Source organism: Yersinia sp. 1652 StPb PI (assembly GCF_041538345.1).
Classification (GTDB): domain Bacteria; phylum Pseudomonadota; class Gammaproteobacteria; order Enterobacterales; family Enterobacteriaceae; genus Yersinia; species Yersinia enterocolitica_E.
Genome location: NZ_JAULSM010000001.1, coordinates 2,263,072 through 2,279,178 on the forward strand (window position 1 = coordinate 2,263,072; position 16,107 = coordinate 2,279,178).

A 16,107-nucleotide genomic window follows, 5' to 3' on the forward strand; every position below is an offset into this window, starting at 1 on the left:
AAAGAGTGGCTAAGTACCTAAAGGAACGATAGATAGTACCGGAATTGTTCTTGGCAACGCATTATTTATTCAACGTCGATATACAGATGCAGCCTTGGCACCAGTAACCGCAGAGGTTTGGCATCCGGCTTATATTTATGCTTAATTTGGTTGATATCGTAGTCTATTAACTCACCTAACTTAGGCAATTCCGCCGCTGATTGTGCCTGGCAAAAAGCAATTAACGGCATAGGGCAGGGGTGTTGCACTTGCTTTTGTTGTTCCTGATACCAAACTCGCGCGATAGGCTGCACTTTTACTGGCCGCTTAATCTTCAGACGGGTATTTTCAGGTAACCGTTTTACATCATTAATTTCCAAGCTAATTAATTCCATCCACTGTTCGCGGCTAAAAGGCGGCACCGCGCGCCCGGCATTAAGGCTTTTATTCAGTTGAACCAAGATCTCTTCACGGGTGACATTCTTAATTATATGTTTGTTGGCCCAGCCGAAACGCACAGAACTAGGATTGATAAGTGGAGTAATGGTGCGGTAAGTATTTAAGGTAATCAGACCATGCAAATGGGTATGTACAAATTCGAAACGTTGCTCACTTGGTAAGCCAGATTCGACGGTAATGATATGTTCCAACTCACTTTTCAACTGATTAATCTGAGCAATAGTATTTTCACATTCCCCCAGTTGCTTATCACTCACGGTGAAACACAGTACCCCGGGTAAGCGCAGGGCAGCTTTACTGCTCGCATTTTGCCCCTGATGATGAATAAACAACCGCTGGTAATGTTGTAACCCCAGTTCTTTTGCTTCATTACCGACTTTTGCGGTAACGCTGATTTTCTCAATAGGTTGATGTTCGGTACCTTTTTCAATTTCAGGCAGCGAAAATACACGGGCTGCGAGTAGGGGGAGCGCATTAAGTTGCTGGTGGAGATAATCTAATGCAATTTCCAGTGCAGCAAAACTGCCATTCATTCGTTCAATCAAATCATACTTGGCCATTATCTTTTCCAATTAAGCCAGTTTTAGTTACAACATACATTATGTTATATCAGTAAAAACAGCACCATGAAAGTCTGTTGTTAACATTAATAAAGGGGGTATCTATACGTAATGGTAAAAGATTCAATAGCGCGATTTTTCAGGGTGGATTTACTGCTGGGTTAATACCTATTATCTTGAGTGTCAATTTTACGCCACTTTAAAGCAGATGATCATGTTAATTAAAAAGATAGATCAGACCACACTATCCGGGTGGATAAAACTGCGTACCCAGCTCTGGCCCAATCATGGTAGTGACGCGCACCATCGCGATGGTGAAAACATAATTTTTTGTTCCGATAAGCTAATTTCATTTGTTGCTATCGCTGATTCCGGGCATATAGTCGGATTTGCCGATGCTTCACTGCGGCATGATTATGTTAATGGCTGCGATAATACACCGGTAGTTTTTCTTGAAGGAATATTCGTTACTGAGACATATCGAAGAAAGGGAATTGCTGCACAATTAGTTACTGCTGTACAAACTTGGGGCCGAGTAAACGGTTGCTGCGAATTAGCGTCCGATACTGCTATTGATAATATTGCTTCACAGAAAATGCATCAGTCTTTAGGTTTCCAAGAAACGGAACGCGTGGTGTTTTTTAAAAAACCAATATCAGATCTTAGCTAGAGAGTGGGGCATTAATATAATACCCCACACCGATAATCAGGTTAGGTGCGCCAAGACAATTTTAGTGGCCGATGCTAATACATCCCGCCGTGATTCGGCATCTTTCTTAAGCTGCGTAAAGTAAACCACTAATACCAGTGGCGCACCTTTCGCGGGCCATAACACCGCGACGTCATTTGTCGTACCATAATCACCACTGCCGGTTTTGTCCCCGACAATCCAATCGGTAGGGACGCCCGCACGAATACTGGCCCCACCGGTAGTATTGCCCTTAAGCCATTGTGTGAGTTGTTCCCGCTGTGGGGTTGCAAGCGCATCACCTAATACCAGTTTGTTTACACTGGCTGCCATAGCCGCAGGTGTTGTGGTATCTCGAGGATCATTTGGCAAGGCAGTATTTAACTCAGGTTCCCAACGATCCAGCCTGAATGTCTGATCACCAATACTACGGGCAAACTGGTTAACCGCCTCGAGTCCACCCAGCTGTTTGATTAACAAATTGGCTGCGGTGTTATCACTATACTGAATGGTCGCTGCACACAGGTCTGCAACTGTCATACCTTGTGCTAAATGTTTGCGCGTAATCGGTGCATAATCGAGTAAGTCACTTTCACGATAAATAATGTGTTTACTGAGTAGATTTGGCTGAGATTGACTATGACCCAACACTGCGGCGGCCAACATTAATTTGAAGGTACTACAGAATGGAAAGCGCTGGCCGCCACGATAGTGAACTTTGGTGCCTTTGTCGGTATTGATTAACGCCAGCCCTAAACGGCCATTTGACGATTTTTCAAGTTCGGCGAGTTGATTATCTAATGACATTTTCGCCCCAGCCGCCCAGGATGGTAGTGTAAAATTGAGCAATGGCACGGTGAGACCGGCTAATAATAGCGAACGCCGCAACGGTGAATGTTTCATTCCTGAATCTCGCAAGTGGGAAGAAAAGTTTGCCTCTAAACACATGGCGCAGATAGGCAATTGTTAAGAATTTTCATCAGGCAGTTTACAGTAAGTTATATCAAATAGGGGAAGGGAACAAATTTAAACAATGCCGCATATCGAGGAAATTGATGCCGTGTTACAGGCCGCAGGTCGCAATAAACAAGGCTAAATGTCGTTCAAAGTGACATATAGCCTTGTTGGGTGCAGGTAGCTCAAATATTAAGCCAATGCTTTAGCTTTCAATTGCTGGTATTCGCTTTCAGTTATCGTGCCTTCATCCAATAATTTCTTGGCATCAGAAATCTGTTCTGCTGGTGATTTCCCCGCAACCTGGCGGATATAATCATTGGTATCAGATACCGATTTCTGTACCGTAGCGCGATAACGCTGCGCCATGCCTTTCCCTCGGGTAATGAGATACAAAAGAGACGTGAGGAGCGGGATGAAAAGCAGAAATACAATCCAGATTGCTTTATAAAAACCGCCTAACTCATGATCACGGAAGAGGTCAGAAATGACTTGAAATAGAATCAGTAAGTAAGCAATAAAGAAGAAAATTGAAAACGTTGTTACCAGTATGTCCCAAAGCGTAAGAAAGTGACTTGCCATATGTTCTCCTGAAAAAATAAATTAAGGAAATATTTTTCGTAAAATCCCTAAATACGTTAGATACTTAATTTACACGCTAACTAGCAGTAATCTTGTATTAAGTTTCATATTAATAATAGATACATAGGCGACAGGACGTCAAATTATAGTTTGGCGTCCAATAGATTTTATCTCGATAATTAAAGATTAAATTCGTGCGGCTTCTGGCAATTTACGTAATCGCTGCCCGACATACAGTGCTAGCAGTAGCAGCGTCGCAATAAACCCCACCACCCCAGTCCAGCCTAAATTAAGCCAGAAGATGCCCCCCAATGTTCCCGCTACGCTAGAACCGGCATAATAGCAAAATAAGTAGAGTGATGAGGCTTGAGCTTTAGCACGACGAGCGCGGCGCCCAATCCAACTACTGGCAACCGAGTGAGCAGCAAAGAAACCGGCTGTAAATATCATCATGCCGAAAAGAATCGTAATCACAGGGGGGAAACTGGTAATAATAACACCGGCCAGCATCATACCTATTGCGGCTAATAATACCGGCCCACGACCATATCGGCTGGTGAGCGAACCTGCTTTCGGTGAACTATAAGACCCCGTCAGATACACTATCGATAATAATCCCACCACGGCTTGACTCATATAATAAGGCTGAGCCAATAAGCGGTATCCAATGTAATTAAATAAGGTGACAAAGCTGCCCATGATCAAAAAACCTTCGGCAAACAGCAGTGGTAAGCCTGGGTCACGCCAGTGCAGCTTGAAATTGATAACCAATGTTCTAGGGCGTAACGACGTTGGGCGGAAATGTTTAGACGGCGGGAGAATTCGCCAAAACATGCAAGCGGCGGCTAAAGCAAACAACCCAATAACCGCCAGTGCAATACGCCAGGAAAAGAAGTCACTCAACACCCCGGTCACCAGGCGGCCACTCATCCCTCCGATGGAGTTGCCGCTGATATACAAGCCCATGGAGAGTGCGACAAAACTTGGATGAATCTCCTCACTGAGGTAGGTCATGGCCACAGCAGCAACGCCGCTTAAGGACAGACCAATCAATGCCCGCATCAACAAAATCCCTTGCCAGCTGGTCATAAAGGCACAAATTAAAGTACAGATAGCCGCCAGCATTAGCGCAACGACCATGACCGACTTACGTCCAATGGCATCGGAAAGTGGGCCGGTAAACATCAGGCCAAACGCTAACATGCCGGTGGCAGCTGAAAGCGATAAGCTGCTGCCCGCAGGTGAGATATTAAAGTCTTGAGATAACAGTGGCAGGATGGGTTGTACACAATAGAGCAGGGCGAATGTAGCTAATCCTGCTGAAAAGAAAGCCAGTGTCACACGGATAAATTCTGGTGTACCACGTTGAATATATGGCCGTTTAGTTAAACGTGTAACCTCGGGAAGCGGAACTAACGAAGTTGCATCATCATGTGCTGCGGATGTCGGCGCTACGGTGGTCGTAGTGCGCAAAGAGGTGGTCACGGTATTTCCTTATCAATAACCCAATTAAAGACTGTCTGTTTCGATTTAGCCACTTAATGAGAAGAGCATAGAAATAGCTGAGTTTTTTGTCTAATATATTAATTATTAGAAATGAGACTTTAAACATATCAATGGGGCGCAATGAGTATTGAACTCAGACATTTACGTTATTTCATTGCCGTAGCAGAAGAATTGCACTTTGGTAGGGCGGCAGAGCGCTTGCGCATTTCTCAGCCACCACTCAGCCAGCAAATTCAGAGTTTGGAAGAGCAAATTGGTGCCCGACTCTTGGCACGTAACAACCGTAATGTCAGCCTGACCCAAGCCGGCACCTTGTTTTTAAAGGAGTCTTACCAAATTTTATCCCAAGTGCATTCGGCAGCGGAAAAAGCGGGGCGTTTACATCGCGGAGAATCCGGCGAACTGACTATCGGTTTTACTTCATCGGCACCTTTTATTAGCACGGTATCTAAAAATTTACAGGCATTCCGGCAACTGCATCCTCAAGTGCATATCAAAATGCGGGAAGTTAACAGTAGACAGCAAATTGAACCTTTACTGGATGGGCGGCTTGATCTTGGCGTAATGCGCAATACACGATTGCCGGAGGCACTGCAATATCGTCTGTTGTTACGTGAACCTTTGGTTGCCGTTGTCCACGAAAAAAGCCCCTTAGCGGCCTTACCTTTGGGGAGTGTTAAATTTAGCTCACTGGCAGAACAACCCTTTGTTTTCTTTTCGCGTGAAGTGGGTACCGCCCTGTATGATGAAATCCTCGCACTATTAACCCGCGCGGGTATCACGCCTTATATTACGCAAGAAGTAGGAGAGGCGATGACCATCGTCGGTTTGGTGTCCTCTGGTTTGGGCGTGTCGATACTGCCTGCCTCATTTACCCGAGTAAAAGTCGATGGGGTGAAATATTTACCTTTGGCTGAACCTGATGCCACCACCGAAGTGTGGTTGGTTAATCATAAACATCGGCCAGTAACCGCCCCAGCAGAAGCGTTGATTCGCTTGATGGTTAAGGATACTCAAGCGACGCCCGCCAACTGACTCGGTATAAATAACCAGCAGTAACCCGTAGAAAACCGGTGATTATGTGCAGTAAATCACATAACTAATCAAATAGTTGACGCCATATACTAAAAGCCCCAACATAGCCGATAATCTTTATTTAGAAGCGCGAAAAATACTCGGTTGGCAGAGAAGGAGCCGGTTCAGTGATAACGGATGGACAGCCTGGGCACATTGATCAAATCAAGCAGACCAATGCAGGAGCCGTTTATCGGCTGATTGATTTGTTCGGCCCAATATCCCGTATTGAACTGTCTAAACGGGCGCAACTGGCCCCGGCCAGTATCACGAAGATTGTGCGGGAACTGGTTGAGGCTCATCTGGTAAAAGAGACCGAATATCAAGATATTGGCAGCCGTGGACGCCCTGCTATTGGTTTAGTTCTTGATACCGAAGCTTGGCATTATGTCTCTGGGCGTATCAGTCGCGGTTCTATTACTCTCGCCTTGCGTGACCTCAGCAGTAAACTGGTAGTTGAGGATCAAATTCCGTTACCGGATAGTCATCCTGAACCGCTACTTAATCGTATTCTCAATGAAGTTGATCAATTCTTTATTCGGCATCAAGACAAGCTTGAGCGGTTAACTGCGATTGCGATTACTATGCCTGGCATCATTGATGCCCCGGCGGGTATTGTGCATAAAATGCCGTTTTATGATGTTGATGAGATGCTGCTTGGCCCAGCACTGGAACAGCGCACGGGATTACCTGTCTATCTACAACACGATATTTGCGCCTGGACGATGGCCGAAGCACTGTATGGTGCTTCACGTGGCTGTCAGAATGTCATCCAGGTGGTGATTGATCATAACGTCGGTGCTGGTGTTATCACTGCCGGAAGGGTATTGCACGCAGGTAGTCGTAGCGTAGTGGAGATTGGTCATACTCAGGTGGATCCCTACGGCAAGCGCTGTTATTGCGGTAATCATGGCTGCCTTGAGACAGTTGCCAGTATCGAGAATATGCTGGAAATTGCCCAGCAACGATTAAATGGTTCAATGAGTTCGCTATTACACAGTTCTCCACTGAATGTTGAATCTTTATGTGATGCGGCGCTGGCGGGCGATCAGTTAGCTAAAGATATTATTCTGGGCGTTGGCCACAGTGTTGGCCGAATTATTGCCATTATGGTCAATTTATTTAACCCGGAAAAAATTCTGGTCGGTTCCCCATTAAATAAAGCCGCATCTATTCTACATCCGGCAATTGCGTCATGTATTCGTCAACAAGCACTACCTGCTTACAGTGAGAATATTCTGGTTGAACCAACAGCATTTTTTAATCAGGGCACAATGCCAGGAGCTGCATTAGTAAAAGAAGCGTTATATAACGGTTCATTATTGGTGAAGTTGCTGCAAGGGTAAGGTATTAACACTAATAATTATGGGTTAATTATTAGTGGGTATGTACGATGTATTCCTCCTATTATTTGGTGTTATCCGTTAAAAACCTCTCTCAGTTCGGCAAAACCTTGCGCTAACGCAAGCTGTCTGTTGTCGGCATCGCCTAGACTTTTATCCATGTTGCCAATTTCGCTAATGTTAGGCGGAAAGACTTGAGTCTAAGTGGCCAGATTGCGGAGTATTGTTATGTTAACGCGTGTATTTGTAACGGGTACCGACACTGCTGTCGGTAAAACCGTGGTGTCACGGGCCTTACTTCAGGCCTTAAGCCAAAATGGCAGAACAGCGGTAGGCTATAAGCCGGTAGCGACAGAAAGTAAAGAGACACCTGAAGGGTTGCGTAATCAGGATGCGCTTATTTTGCAGGCTTCATCCTCTATAAAGCTGGATTATCAGGAAGTTAATCCATTCCCGCTGCAAGGGGATGTTATCCATGCCTGCACGGATACGCTGATTAATTACGGTGCAATGACCGAAGGATTACAACGTTTATCCGCCAAAGCCGATACGGTTGTGGTCGAAGGTTGTGGTGGCTGGAAAGTTATGATGAATGACCAGCGTTTCTATTCTGATTGGGTGATACAGGAACAATTGCCGGTTATTTTAGTCGTCGGAATTAAATTAGGTTGCATCAATCATGCATTATTAACAGCACAAGCCATTATCAACGATGGATTACCCTTATTGGGATGGGTCGCAAATCGAATTAATCCCGGATTAGCTCATTACGCCGAAACAATTGCTATGCTGCGCGAACGGTTACCTGCGCCACAATTAGGGCAATTACCTTATCTTCCTCATCCAGAAGAGAAGCCGCTGGCGAAATATTTAGATTTGACGGCGATCGGCTGATCATCTATTTATCCCTTTGGGCTGATTAAATTAATAGTGGCTATCCGCTATTGCATTAGTTGCCTATTTTAGCGTGAATGATATACCGAAATAGGACGCAACCATCGGGCTATTGTTGTTGAAATAACACAGGATAATAGTAATCCTGGGAGTAGGGTGTATTCGCCCGTCATTTCGCAAACCATTAATGCCGCCATGATAGGGGCATGAGTGGTCGCAGCCAATAGCGTCGCCATACCGGTTAGTGCCATCAACAACGCAATATTGTCACCAAGAGCTGGCCACCAGGCAAACATCTGCCCACACAACATGCCCAACGCGGCCCCAACAAACAGGGTCGGGGTGAATACCCCGCCCGGAGCACCTGAACCGCTACTGGCTAATACGGCCAACAATTTGCATATCAATATACCGGCAATCAATAAAACCCCTGGCGGAGCTGTCAACAGTGACTGCACCACACTGTAGCCATTGCCCCAGACCTCAGGGAAAATCAGCGATAATAGCCCGACAATTATCCCCCCCAGCGCAAGCTGTAATGGGGGAGAAAGATTCAGCGAGCGGAAAGCATCTCCACTGGCGGCCATACCTTTTAAAAACAAGGGGCCACAGAAGCCAGCCAGCAAGCCTAATAGTGCCATCAGTAAATATTGTATTGGCCACGGTGATGGTAGCGCTTGCACTTGATAAAGGGTTTCCTGGCCACCGTGCAGCAGGTTGGTAGTGAGCAATGCACTGACGGCTGCGATCACTACTGGCCCAAGTGAGGCCAGCATCAACGTACCAAACAGAATTTCTGCAATAAATAGACTGCCCGCCAGCGGCGCATGATAGGCGCTGGCCATCCCGGCGGCGGCACCACAGGCAACCCAAAGCTTCCATTCGTTAGGTTTGGCATAGCGCTGAGCAAAAACGGACGCAAACAAAGCGGCCAACAGCACCATTGCCCCTTCGCGACCAATCGCACTGCCGCTGGAGACCACGAGTAATGAAGCGAGGGACTTAACCAGACTGGCGGAAACATCTAACCGGCCATCACCAATCTCGATGGCCTCCATGTAATCAGTTGGCGCACTGGGCTTTTGTTTTTGGTAACGCTGGTATCCCCATAAAAGAGCACCGGCGGCCAAACCACCTAATGCGGGGGTTAATGCGCGTCGCCAGCCAGTAATAGAAGAGGCAGCGGCTACCAGACTGCCATCAGTTCGGGCAAATAACAGCCACTCCAAGCCCAACATTGCTTGATGGAATAACCAAACAATCAAGGCTGCCATCATACCCAGCATGATCGAAATCAGTAGTCGACGCAGCATGGCGCGATAGTAATACAGGTGGGCAGGCCGTTTCATGCAACGCTACTGACTGACATAGTGAGGTAAACCCCATACTTTGGTGATTGATAGGTAAGTTGACGGAGAGTGTGTTACTTGTCATCGATTGTTACTTGCTACCAAATGAATGACCAGTAAAAATTGAGAAATGCAGAAATAAATTATTGATAAAACAAAAGGGTGTACCGAAAGGCACACCCAGACCGGTGACGGCGAAATTACTCGCTGTCGGTTATGCGGGTATAAACAATTTTCTGGCTGTCATTTTCGCAATGTCCAACCACCTGACCGCCAGTTTGCTGAGCTTGATCATTAGGAACGATATCCAGTTTAAAGCCGGATTCAGGCACCCCATTATTGATAATCTTCTGCGTGATATCTGCTTTCACACTTTCACAAGATGCCAGAGCAGCCAAAGGGGCCAGCGATAACAACAATGTACTGATAATAAGCGTTTTTTTCATCATAAAATCCTTATGTGGATGAATAGCTTGCCTAACATATTGATTCTTAAGCCGTGCCTAAAGGATAGTCCAGATTCTCATAACCTCAAGCCATAGCCACCCATTACGGATTAATCTGGCGACCTGATAGCCGATCCAGGCAGCGCTGCGTGTTAGGCTCCCAATAGGCGTTCAAATTTTCACTGCGGTCGCAGTTGTCTTTCGCATCTTCAGCCCGATCAAACTTATCAAAGTTCTTTTCAACCCGGGTGTTAACTTTATTGCGCAGGCGATGAGTATCATCCCATTGCTGTTGGCTTTGGCGAGCCTGTTCTTTGGACATCGAATCATTACTACCACCAACAGAAACACAAGTGCTGCCTTGGGTGCAATTGGTCGCCTGTGCCAGGGCCGGTGTTTGCCAGGCAAGCATAACCAAAGCTAGCGGTAGAAACGCACGAGTCAGGCGTGGCAGGCTAGTTATTTTCATCGTCTTAAGTCCTTTATTAGTCGGTGATGTTAAATCATCATGTGGTTTACTGGCACGCTATCAGCGGATAAAAAATTATATCATTGCTTTCGGTATATAAACCAGTCAGCGACAGGTTTGTCGGGAATATGTAGAGTAACCTAATGTTAATTTTAAACATTTGCCTTGCTGGCAATATCAAGAGATCTGAACATGTTAAAGACGTCGTTACTGTTTTTTGTTACCGCACTGGCTGAGATAATTGGCTGTTTCTTGCCCTATTTGTGGTTACGTAAAGGAGGCCCTCTCTGGTTATTACTGCCCGCGGCGGCCAGTCTGGCAATGTTTGTCTGGTTATTGACACTGCATCCCGCTGCCAGTGGGCGTGTTTATGCGGCATACGGTGGGGTTTATGTCGCGACAGCGCTAATTTGGTTACGGGTAGTGGATGGCGTGAAACTTTCACTGTTCGATTGGGTCGGTGCGGGGGTCGCTCTGACTGGGATGCTGATTATTGTCGCGGGCTGGCGAGTAAATTAAGGGCGGGGCAGTGATGGCCCCCTCGTTTTCTTTATTGTACTCAATGTGATTATGATGATATTAATTAAAACTAATACGCAGTCATTGATATTATATATAATAAAGTTTCGACTATATTTTTAGTTGATTTGTCTTTTGGTATGCATATAGATAAAATGCCTAAACACAAAAATCTTTATTACAATAACTTTGTTAAAATCACCACTTCAATATGATAGCATCCATTAAGTTTCATGCAGTAATGAATATTTAAATTTATTATAATGGGTTTGTTTATGATTATTTTCCAAAATAATGTTAAGGCAGGGAGGGTAATTAACTTAAGATTAATAAATAATAGATAACTAAAGCGCCTTCGAGACCATCTTGATATCGCAGATTCTGTTGAGTATACTTTAAAGGGTTGCACTCAATGGTCACATTCTTTTTTTATTAAAAATAACTTGAGAGGCTGAGCTAATCATGGATGAAAAAAATAAGCCATCGGATTCAAAAAATTTAGTCGTAAAATCCTTGAATTCACTTCCGCTGATTTCCATTATGGAACACAGCCATGAACCGTGGGTTGTAAGAGATTGCCAATCGCGTTACGTGTACGTAAATCAAGCCGGTCTGGATTTTTTAAATTTACCTGCTGGTTTTGATATCGAGGGACGGTTAGATAACGAATGTCCGGCTGATTGGGCGGAATTTGCTGAACAATATCAAGCAAATGATAGAAAAGCGGAAAAGAGTGGAAAACGCGTGGCCATTATTTCAACCAATTTTTATGGCCGAGATAGAATACTAGAACCCTACTATTTACCCAGGTTTCCTATTTACAATAAAATCGGTGAATGTATTGGAACATTAACAAATGCCAGCAAATTAAATTTTATTTCTCTTTCTCAATATATAGACCGCCGTACACCTTCAGTATTAACACTTACCCCGCCAACAGATCTGTTTAGCGAAAAAGAACTTGAGATAATCTTTTTCATATTACAACCTATGACTACTAAAATGGTAGCGAAAAGGCTTTCTTTATCACACAGAACAATAGAAAATAGATTAGCTATAATGTACGAAAAATGCGGCGTTGGTTCTATAAATATGTTTAGAGAGTATTGTGGGAGCTTAGGTTTTGATTTATATATCCCCCCTAAGTTTGTAAGACCCAATGTTCAAAATCAGAGTTAATTTTATATTAAAAACACCCGACGCCAAGCATGCTGATTATTGTTGCGACTGGCGGATAAATTAAGGGTGGGGCGGTGATAGCCCCAGCCCAATTTTACCCGATAACGCCTGATATTAACCTTCGCGATGAATACTCAGCCCAGCAAAAGATTGACTGACTGGCATCATCTCCAGTGAGTTAATATTGACCCGTGCTGGCAGCGTAGCAACCCAATAGACGGCTTCAGCGATATCCTCAGGTATCAGTGGATTAGCACCATCGTAGGTTTTATTGACTTTGTCGCCATCGCCTTTGAAACGAACTGCGGAGAATTCAGTGCCACCGACCATACCAGGCTCAATATCCGTCACACGAATATGTGTACCGTGCAAGTCAGCACGCAGACCCAGACTAAATTGTTTCACAAACGCTTTCGTGGCTCCGTAAACATTACCACCGGCATACGGCCAGTTGGCGGCAGTAGAGCCGATGTTAATCACGTGACCCACATTACGTGCCACCATTGCGGGCAATAATGCACGAGTCATATTCACCAAACCTTTGGTGTTGGTGTCAATCATCGTATCCCAGTCTTCAACATTGGCTTTATGTGCAGGTTCCAACCCCAATGCCAAACCGGCATTGTTAACTAACAGATCGATATCTTTTAGTTCGGTAGGTAGCTCATCGATAACTTGCTGAATAGCCGCTCGATTCCGTACATCTAAACGTACGATATGTAACTGCTCACCCAATTCGTCCTTCAATTCTTCCAAACGCTCCTGACGACGACCTGTCGCGATAACCTGATGACCGTGGCTAATAAACTTTCGAGCGATTGCCTCACCAAACCCTGAGGTTGCACCAGTGACGAAAACGATCATACACATTCCTTATTTTTCGTTGCTAATAATATAATTGATATGATTAACATACTCTTAACTACAGAAGGAAGCTATTCCGGCATAGTCCACTACACATTTTAGCGTCGTGATGGCTTCTTACGTACTTCATCGCCCGCATCACCGCTAAGGGTTATTGTATCTACTAACGATAGTAATGCGACCAGCGCGATAACCACAAATGCTATCTGGAAATTCTCCAATGGGATCACGCCTGCGCGATGGGGGTGAAACCACTCAGCTATCCGCAGCGCTAAGGCTCCGATGGCAATGCCCAGGCCAATTGCCATCTGTTGCGCCATATTAGATAGCGTATTGGCACCGGCCATTTTCGGGCCTGGCACTTCAGAAAAAGCCAGCGTATTGAACGCAGTAAACTGCATTGAACGCGTCAATCCGCTGATAAACAGCAACATAATAATCAGCGTTGTTGGTGTTTCTGGCGTGATAAACGCACAGGCAAAGATAGTCGCGGCATTGAGTAAACCATTAACCAATAGTGTAGGGCGGAAATGAAAGCGATAGAGGATAGCAGAGGTAAAAGGTTTCATTACCAGGTTACCAGCAAACACCGCCAACACTAACAAACCGGCATTAAAAGCGCTCAGGCCAAAACCTATCTGAAATAGCAACGGCAGCAAGAAGGGAACGGCACCAATAGCCATTCGGAATAAACCTCCACCCCAGATAGTGACACTGTAACTTTTTATTTGCAAAGCCCACAAATCAACCAATGGGAATACCTGATGTTTTGCATGATACACCGCCAGTGAACCTAGTATCAGGCTGCCTGCAATACAGAATAGTGGGATTAAGCGTGACAAGTTTTGATGATTAAATAATTCCAGACCAAACATCAGGCTAAAACAAGCAGCGCCGGTTAACAGAAAACCAAGGGTATCAAAAGGCGTTTCTTTCTGTGGCGACTCCTGCGGTATTAACCGCCATGCAAGCCATAACCCAATGATCCCCAATGGAACATTTAATATAAATATCCAGTGCCAAGAAGCATAGGTAGTAATAAAGCCCCCGACAGGAGGCCCGAGTATCGGGGCCACCAATCCGGGCCAGGTAATGGTGGCGATGGCTTTGATCAGATCAGGTTTGGCCGTATTACGTAATACAATTAGCCTACCGACCGGGACCATCATCGCACCGCCAAAACCCTGCAAAATTCTTGCGGCAGTAAATGTCATCAGATCAGTGCTTAATGCACACAGCACTGATGCTAATGTGAAAATAATCATTGCGGCAGCAAAGATATTACGAGCGCCACAGCGATTGGCAATCCAACCACTGGCAGGAATAAAAACCGTCAGTGTCAGAATGTAAGCAGAAATACCAATATTCATATCAATGGGATGTACTGCAAATGCCGTCGCCATCTGCGGTATGGCGGTGACAATAACTGTCCCATCGAGATTTTCCATAAAGAAAGCGCCAGCAACCAATAATGGCAGAGCGGAATTGCGCACTATCGATTGGCTCATTATTCGCACCAGTATGAGTTGTGGTAATTTACTGATTTATATTGAAATAGATAATTTAAGTTGACTACTGGAATCACGTTTCAGATCCACAAGATTTTCTGACATATTTCGAGCATACCGGATCTAAATAGGATTAAAAAGGGGGGTATTGGTGACGGTGTAACAAAAAAACAGGCAATCAGGAAGATTTGCCCTCTAATAAAATGGGCTGTCACTTCACAGCCCATTCTGATATTACCGAGCAAACTATCATGGTTATTTTTTCTTATAAACATCAGCAGTAGCATGAATTTTTGTGTTGGTATTTGCTGATGTTACAACAAAGTAATCCCCACCAAGCTCATCAGCCTTTTTAGACAATTCTTCCTTAGCATCACTTGGCGCTAACTCGCCAGCAGTAACAATATTGCCGATTTTTTCGTATTGATCTGGGCTTTTACTCAGTTCGTCTTTAGTTAACAATTCGGCGGCGATGGCACCGGAAGAGAATGCCCCTAAAAGAACTAATGTTGTCATTGCTTTAAATAATTTCATAGTATCCTCTCATCAATAATATTTACGGTTATGTGAAGCCTTATTCCAGTGGAAAGGTAAGTATTGTTCTCATTGCGGGTTTTATCCAGTGGATCAGCTGCTTTTAGGATTTTTGCACATTCGGGCGAGGTTCATCGCCAGATTGAACATATAAGATAATTTGCTTAAAATAGATAAAAAGGAGATCGTGATGAATATGAATTTTTACCTCTGTCCGCTGTTGTTCCATCCCCGAATAACTGAATGCAGTGATTATTTGAGCGTGTAGTCACTGCCACGAAATTAAAATGTTCCGTGGCTTTCTTTTTGAAAGGGAAAAGTCATGAAAGAGAAACATTGGTCGAGAGTGGAATATCTCCATCTCACTGTTAAAAATCCAAATATTGAAATCAAAGGCCAACATAGCTACTACAGCGATAGCTGGGATCAGGGATTTGAAAGATCAGTCGTTCGATACCTGCATGGGGATACCATCAGTCAGGAATGGGAGCCGCTTGGGCATACAGATCGGCTTATCATCGGAGATTATGTCTGTATTGCAGCTGAAACAGTTATCTTGATGGGGGGCAATAACAATCATTGTACTGATTTTATTAGCCTTTATCCATTTATGAGTATGATAAAAAACTCATATCAGCCCCGGGGGGACACCGTGCTGAACGATGGTTGTTGGCTCGGTATGCGTTGCATGATTATGCCTGGAATTACGGTCGGTGAGGGTGCCGTTATCGCAGCTGGGAGTGTTGTTACAAAAGACATTCCGCCATACGCTGTTGTTGGTGGCAATCCGGCACGCGTTATTAAATTTCGTTTTACACAAGATGTCGTAACACGCATTCTAAATTTAAGTATTTACGACAAATCTGAAGACGAATTAGCCCGGTTAATTCCCATACTCAGCTCTGATGATATTTCTGCATTGGAAGTCGCGTTAGCAAAGTGAAGTGCCTTAATATCGTATTTGAACAATGATCCAACCACAGCACTGGAAGACGATTCCAGTGCTGTTTTTAGTAGAACGTAGATAACTCAAAAGGCCCAGCCAAAGATAGTTGAGTAATTAATGACGGACCGTAAAATATGAAGCGTGAACTACGCCAGCGCAATGTACAGATGTTCGTGAGTACGGAACAACTGCCAGGAGCTTGGCAAGCACACTGGATTGAAGCTTGAATATACAACCTGGGCAGGCAAGTTTCC

Annotated in this window: 17 protein-coding genes; 7 read left to right on the forward strand and 10 right to left on the reverse strand. The window is 44.7% G+C overall.

Annotated features, from left to right (window positions below):
- Positions 1-65: 65 nt before the first annotated feature.
- Positions 66-998, reverse strand: a complete 933-nt coding sequence (tus, locus tag Q2T71_RS10415) for a DNA replication terminus site-binding protein (RefSeq protein WP_372559017.1) — start codon at positions 996-998, stop codon at positions 66-68.
- 214 nt (positions 999-1,212) lie between these two features.
- Between tus and aac(6') the strand changes: the two genes are divergently transcribed.
- Positions 1,213-1,668, forward strand: a complete 456-nt coding sequence (gene aac(6') / locus Q2T71_RS10420; RefSeq protein ID WP_372559018.1) for an aminoglycoside 6'-N-acetyltransferase — start codon at positions 1,213-1,215, stop codon at positions 1,666-1,668.
- 36 nt (positions 1,669-1,704) lie between these two features.
- Here the strand turns inward: aac(6') and bla are convergent, their stop codons facing one another.
- The 3 genes from bla to Q2T71_RS10435 form a co-directional block, all read right to left on the reverse strand.
- A complete protein-coding gene (gene bla / locus Q2T71_RS10425; RefSeq protein ID WP_372559019.1) occupies positions 1,705-2,589 on the reverse strand; it encodes a class A beta-lactamase in 885 nt (294 codons plus the stop codon).
- Between the two features lie 243 nt (positions 2,590-2,832).
- Entirely contained in the window at positions 2,833-3,222 is a 390-nt protein-coding gene (locus Q2T71_RS10430; protein ID WP_083158851.1) for an SHOCT domain-containing protein, read from the reverse strand.
- 186 nt (positions 3,223-3,408) lie between these two features.
- Complete coding sequence (locus Q2T71_RS10435) at positions 3,409-4,707, reverse strand: MFS transporter (protein WP_372559020.1); 1,299 nt, start codon at positions 4,705-4,707, stop codon at positions 3,409-3,411.
- Between the two features lie 141 nt (positions 4,708-4,848).
- Here Q2T71_RS10435 and Q2T71_RS10440 point away from each other — a divergent pair, with 141 nt between their 5' ends.
- The 3 genes from Q2T71_RS10440 (at position 4,849) to bioD (ending at position 8,039) form a co-directional block, all read left to right on the forward strand.
- Positions 4,849-5,763 (forward strand): LysR substrate-binding domain-containing protein, encoded by a 915-nt coding sequence (locus Q2T71_RS10440; protein WP_372559021.1) that lies wholly within the window; start codon positions 4,849-4,851, stop codon positions 5,761-5,763.
- A gap of 167 nt (positions 5,764-5,930) precedes the next feature.
- The gene (gene mlc, locus Q2T71_RS10445) at positions 5,931-7,148 is read left to right on the forward strand and encodes an ROK family transcriptional regulator Mlc (RefSeq protein ID WP_083158848.1); all 1,218 of its coding nucleotides are present in this window, start codon (positions 5,931-5,933) and stop codon (positions 7,146-7,148) included.
- A gap of 225 nt (positions 7,149-7,373) precedes the next feature.
- On the forward strand, positions 7,374-8,039 hold the full coding sequence (gene bioD, locus Q2T71_RS10450) for a dethiobiotin synthase (RefSeq protein ID WP_372559022.1): 666 nt from the start codon (positions 7,374-7,376) through the stop codon (positions 8,037-8,039).
- A 68-nt stretch (positions 8,040-8,107) separates the two neighbouring features.
- Here the strand turns inward: bioD and clcB are convergent, their stop codons facing one another.
- The 3 genes from clcB to Q2T71_RS10465 form a co-directional block, all read right to left on the reverse strand.
- Complete coding sequence (gene clcB / locus Q2T71_RS10455) at positions 8,108-9,388, reverse strand: voltage-gated ClC-type chloride channel ClcB (protein WP_372559023.1); 1,281 nt, start codon at positions 9,386-9,388, stop codon at positions 8,108-8,110.
- Positions 9,389-9,588: 200 nt separating this feature from the next.
- A complete protein-coding gene (locus tag Q2T71_RS10460) occupies positions 9,589-9,834 on the reverse strand; it encodes a DUF1161 domain-containing protein (protein WP_372559024.1) in 246 nt (81 codons plus the stop codon).
- A 103-nt stretch (positions 9,835-9,937) separates the two neighbouring features.
- A complete protein-coding gene (locus tag Q2T71_RS10465) occupies positions 9,938-10,303 on the reverse strand; it encodes a DUF1283 family protein (protein WP_083158844.1) in 366 nt (121 codons plus the stop codon).
- Positions 10,304-10,495: 192 nt separating this feature from the next.
- Here Q2T71_RS10465 and Q2T71_RS10470 point away from each other — a divergent pair, with 192 nt between their 5' ends.
- Both Q2T71_RS10470 and Q2T71_RS10475 read left to right on the forward strand, forming a co-directional pair.
- Positions 10,496-10,822, forward strand: coding sequence for a YnfA family protein (locus Q2T71_RS10470; RefSeq protein ID WP_372559025.1), 327 nt, complete (start codon positions 10,496-10,498; stop codon positions 10,820-10,822).
- A 462-nt stretch (positions 10,823-11,284) separates the two neighbouring features.
- Positions 11,285-12,001 (forward strand): helix-turn-helix transcriptional regulator, encoded by a 717-nt coding sequence (locus Q2T71_RS10475; protein ID WP_372559026.1) that lies wholly within the window; start codon positions 11,285-11,287, stop codon positions 11,999-12,001.
- A gap of 114 nt (positions 12,002-12,115) precedes the next feature.
- Here Q2T71_RS10475 and ydfG read toward each other — a convergent pair whose 3' ends face one another.
- The 3 genes from ydfG to yahO form a co-directional block, all read right to left on the reverse strand.
- The gene (gene ydfG / locus Q2T71_RS10480) at positions 12,116-12,865 is read right to left on the reverse strand and encodes a bifunctional NADP-dependent 3-hydroxy acid dehydrogenase/3-hydroxypropionate dehydrogenase YdfG (protein ID WP_050085366.1); all 750 of its coding nucleotides are present in this window, start codon (positions 12,863-12,865) and stop codon (positions 12,116-12,118) included.
- A 98-nt stretch (positions 12,866-12,963) separates the two neighbouring features.
- Positions 12,964-14,373 carry an MFS transporter gene (locus Q2T71_RS10485; protein ID WP_372559027.1) on the reverse strand — a complete coding sequence of 470 codons (1,410 nt, stop codon included), beginning with the start codon at positions 14,371-14,373 and terminating at the stop codon, positions 12,964-12,966.
- Between the two features lie 255 nt (positions 14,374-14,628).
- Positions 14,629-14,907, reverse strand: coding sequence for a DUF1471 family periplasmic protein YahO (gene yahO, locus Q2T71_RS10490; RefSeq protein WP_372559028.1), 279 nt, complete (start codon positions 14,905-14,907; stop codon positions 14,629-14,631).
- Positions 14,908-15,229: 322 nt separating this feature from the next.
- Between yahO and Q2T71_RS10495 the strand changes: the two genes are divergently transcribed.
- The gene (locus tag Q2T71_RS10495; RefSeq protein WP_372559029.1) at positions 15,230-15,850 is read left to right on the forward strand and encodes a CatB-related O-acetyltransferase; all 621 of its coding nucleotides are present in this window, start codon (positions 15,230-15,232) and stop codon (positions 15,848-15,850) included.
- The last annotated feature ends 257 nt before the right edge of the window (positions 15,851-16,107 follow it).

Bases quoted from the DNA above. Each gene is read 5' to 3' on its own strand.
- Q2T71_RS10470 (WP_372559025.1), top strand. From the start codon at position 10,496: ATGTTAAAGACGTCGTTACTGTTTTTTGTTACCGCACTGGCTGAGATA.
- tus (WP_372559017.1), bottom strand. From the start codon at position 998: ATGGCCAAGTATGATTTGATTGAACGAATGAATGGCAGTTTTGCTGCA.
- yahO (WP_372559028.1), bottom strand. From the start codon at position 14,907: ATGAAATTATTTAAAGCAATGACAACATTAGTTCTTTTAGGGGCATTC.
- bla (WP_372559019.1), bottom strand. From the start codon at position 2,589: ATGAAACATTCACCGTTGCGGCGTTCGCTATTATTAGCCGGTCTCACC.
- Q2T71_RS10440 (WP_372559021.1), top strand. From the start codon at position 4,849: ATGAGTATTGAACTCAGACATTTACGTTATTTCATTGCCGTAGCAGAA.
- Q2T71_RS10495 (WP_372559029.1), top strand. From the start codon at position 15,230: ATGAAAGAGAAACATTGGTCGAGAGTGGAATATCTCCATCTCACTGTT.
- Q2T71_RS10430 (WP_083158851.1), bottom strand. From the start codon at position 3,222: ATGGCAAGTCACTTTCTTACGCTTTGGGACATACTGGTAACAACGTTT.
- Q2T71_RS10460 (WP_372559024.1), bottom strand. From the start codon at position 9,834: ATGAAAAAAACGCTTATTATCAGTACATTGTTGTTATCGCTGGCCCCT.
- ydfG (WP_050085366.1), bottom strand. From the start codon at position 12,865: ATGATCGTTTTCGTCACTGGTGCAACCTCAGGGTTTGGTGAGGCAATC.
- Q2T71_RS10465 (WP_083158844.1), bottom strand. From the start codon at position 10,303: ATGAAAATAACTAGCCTGCCACGCCTGACTCGTGCGTTTCTACCGCTA.
- clcB (WP_372559023.1), bottom strand. From the start codon at position 9,388: ATGAAACGGCCTGCCCACCTGTATTACTATCGCGCCATGCTGCGTCGA.
- Q2T71_RS10475 (WP_372559026.1), top strand. From the start codon at position 11,285: ATGGATGAAAAAAATAAGCCATCGGATTCAAAAAATTTAGTCGTAAAA.
- Q2T71_RS10485 (WP_372559027.1), bottom strand. From the start codon at position 14,373: ATGAGCCAATCGATAGTGCGCAATTCCGCTCTGCCATTATTGGTTGCT.
- bioD (WP_372559022.1), top strand. From the start codon at position 7,374: ATGTTAACGCGTGTATTTGTAACGGGTACCGACACTGCTGTCGGTAAA.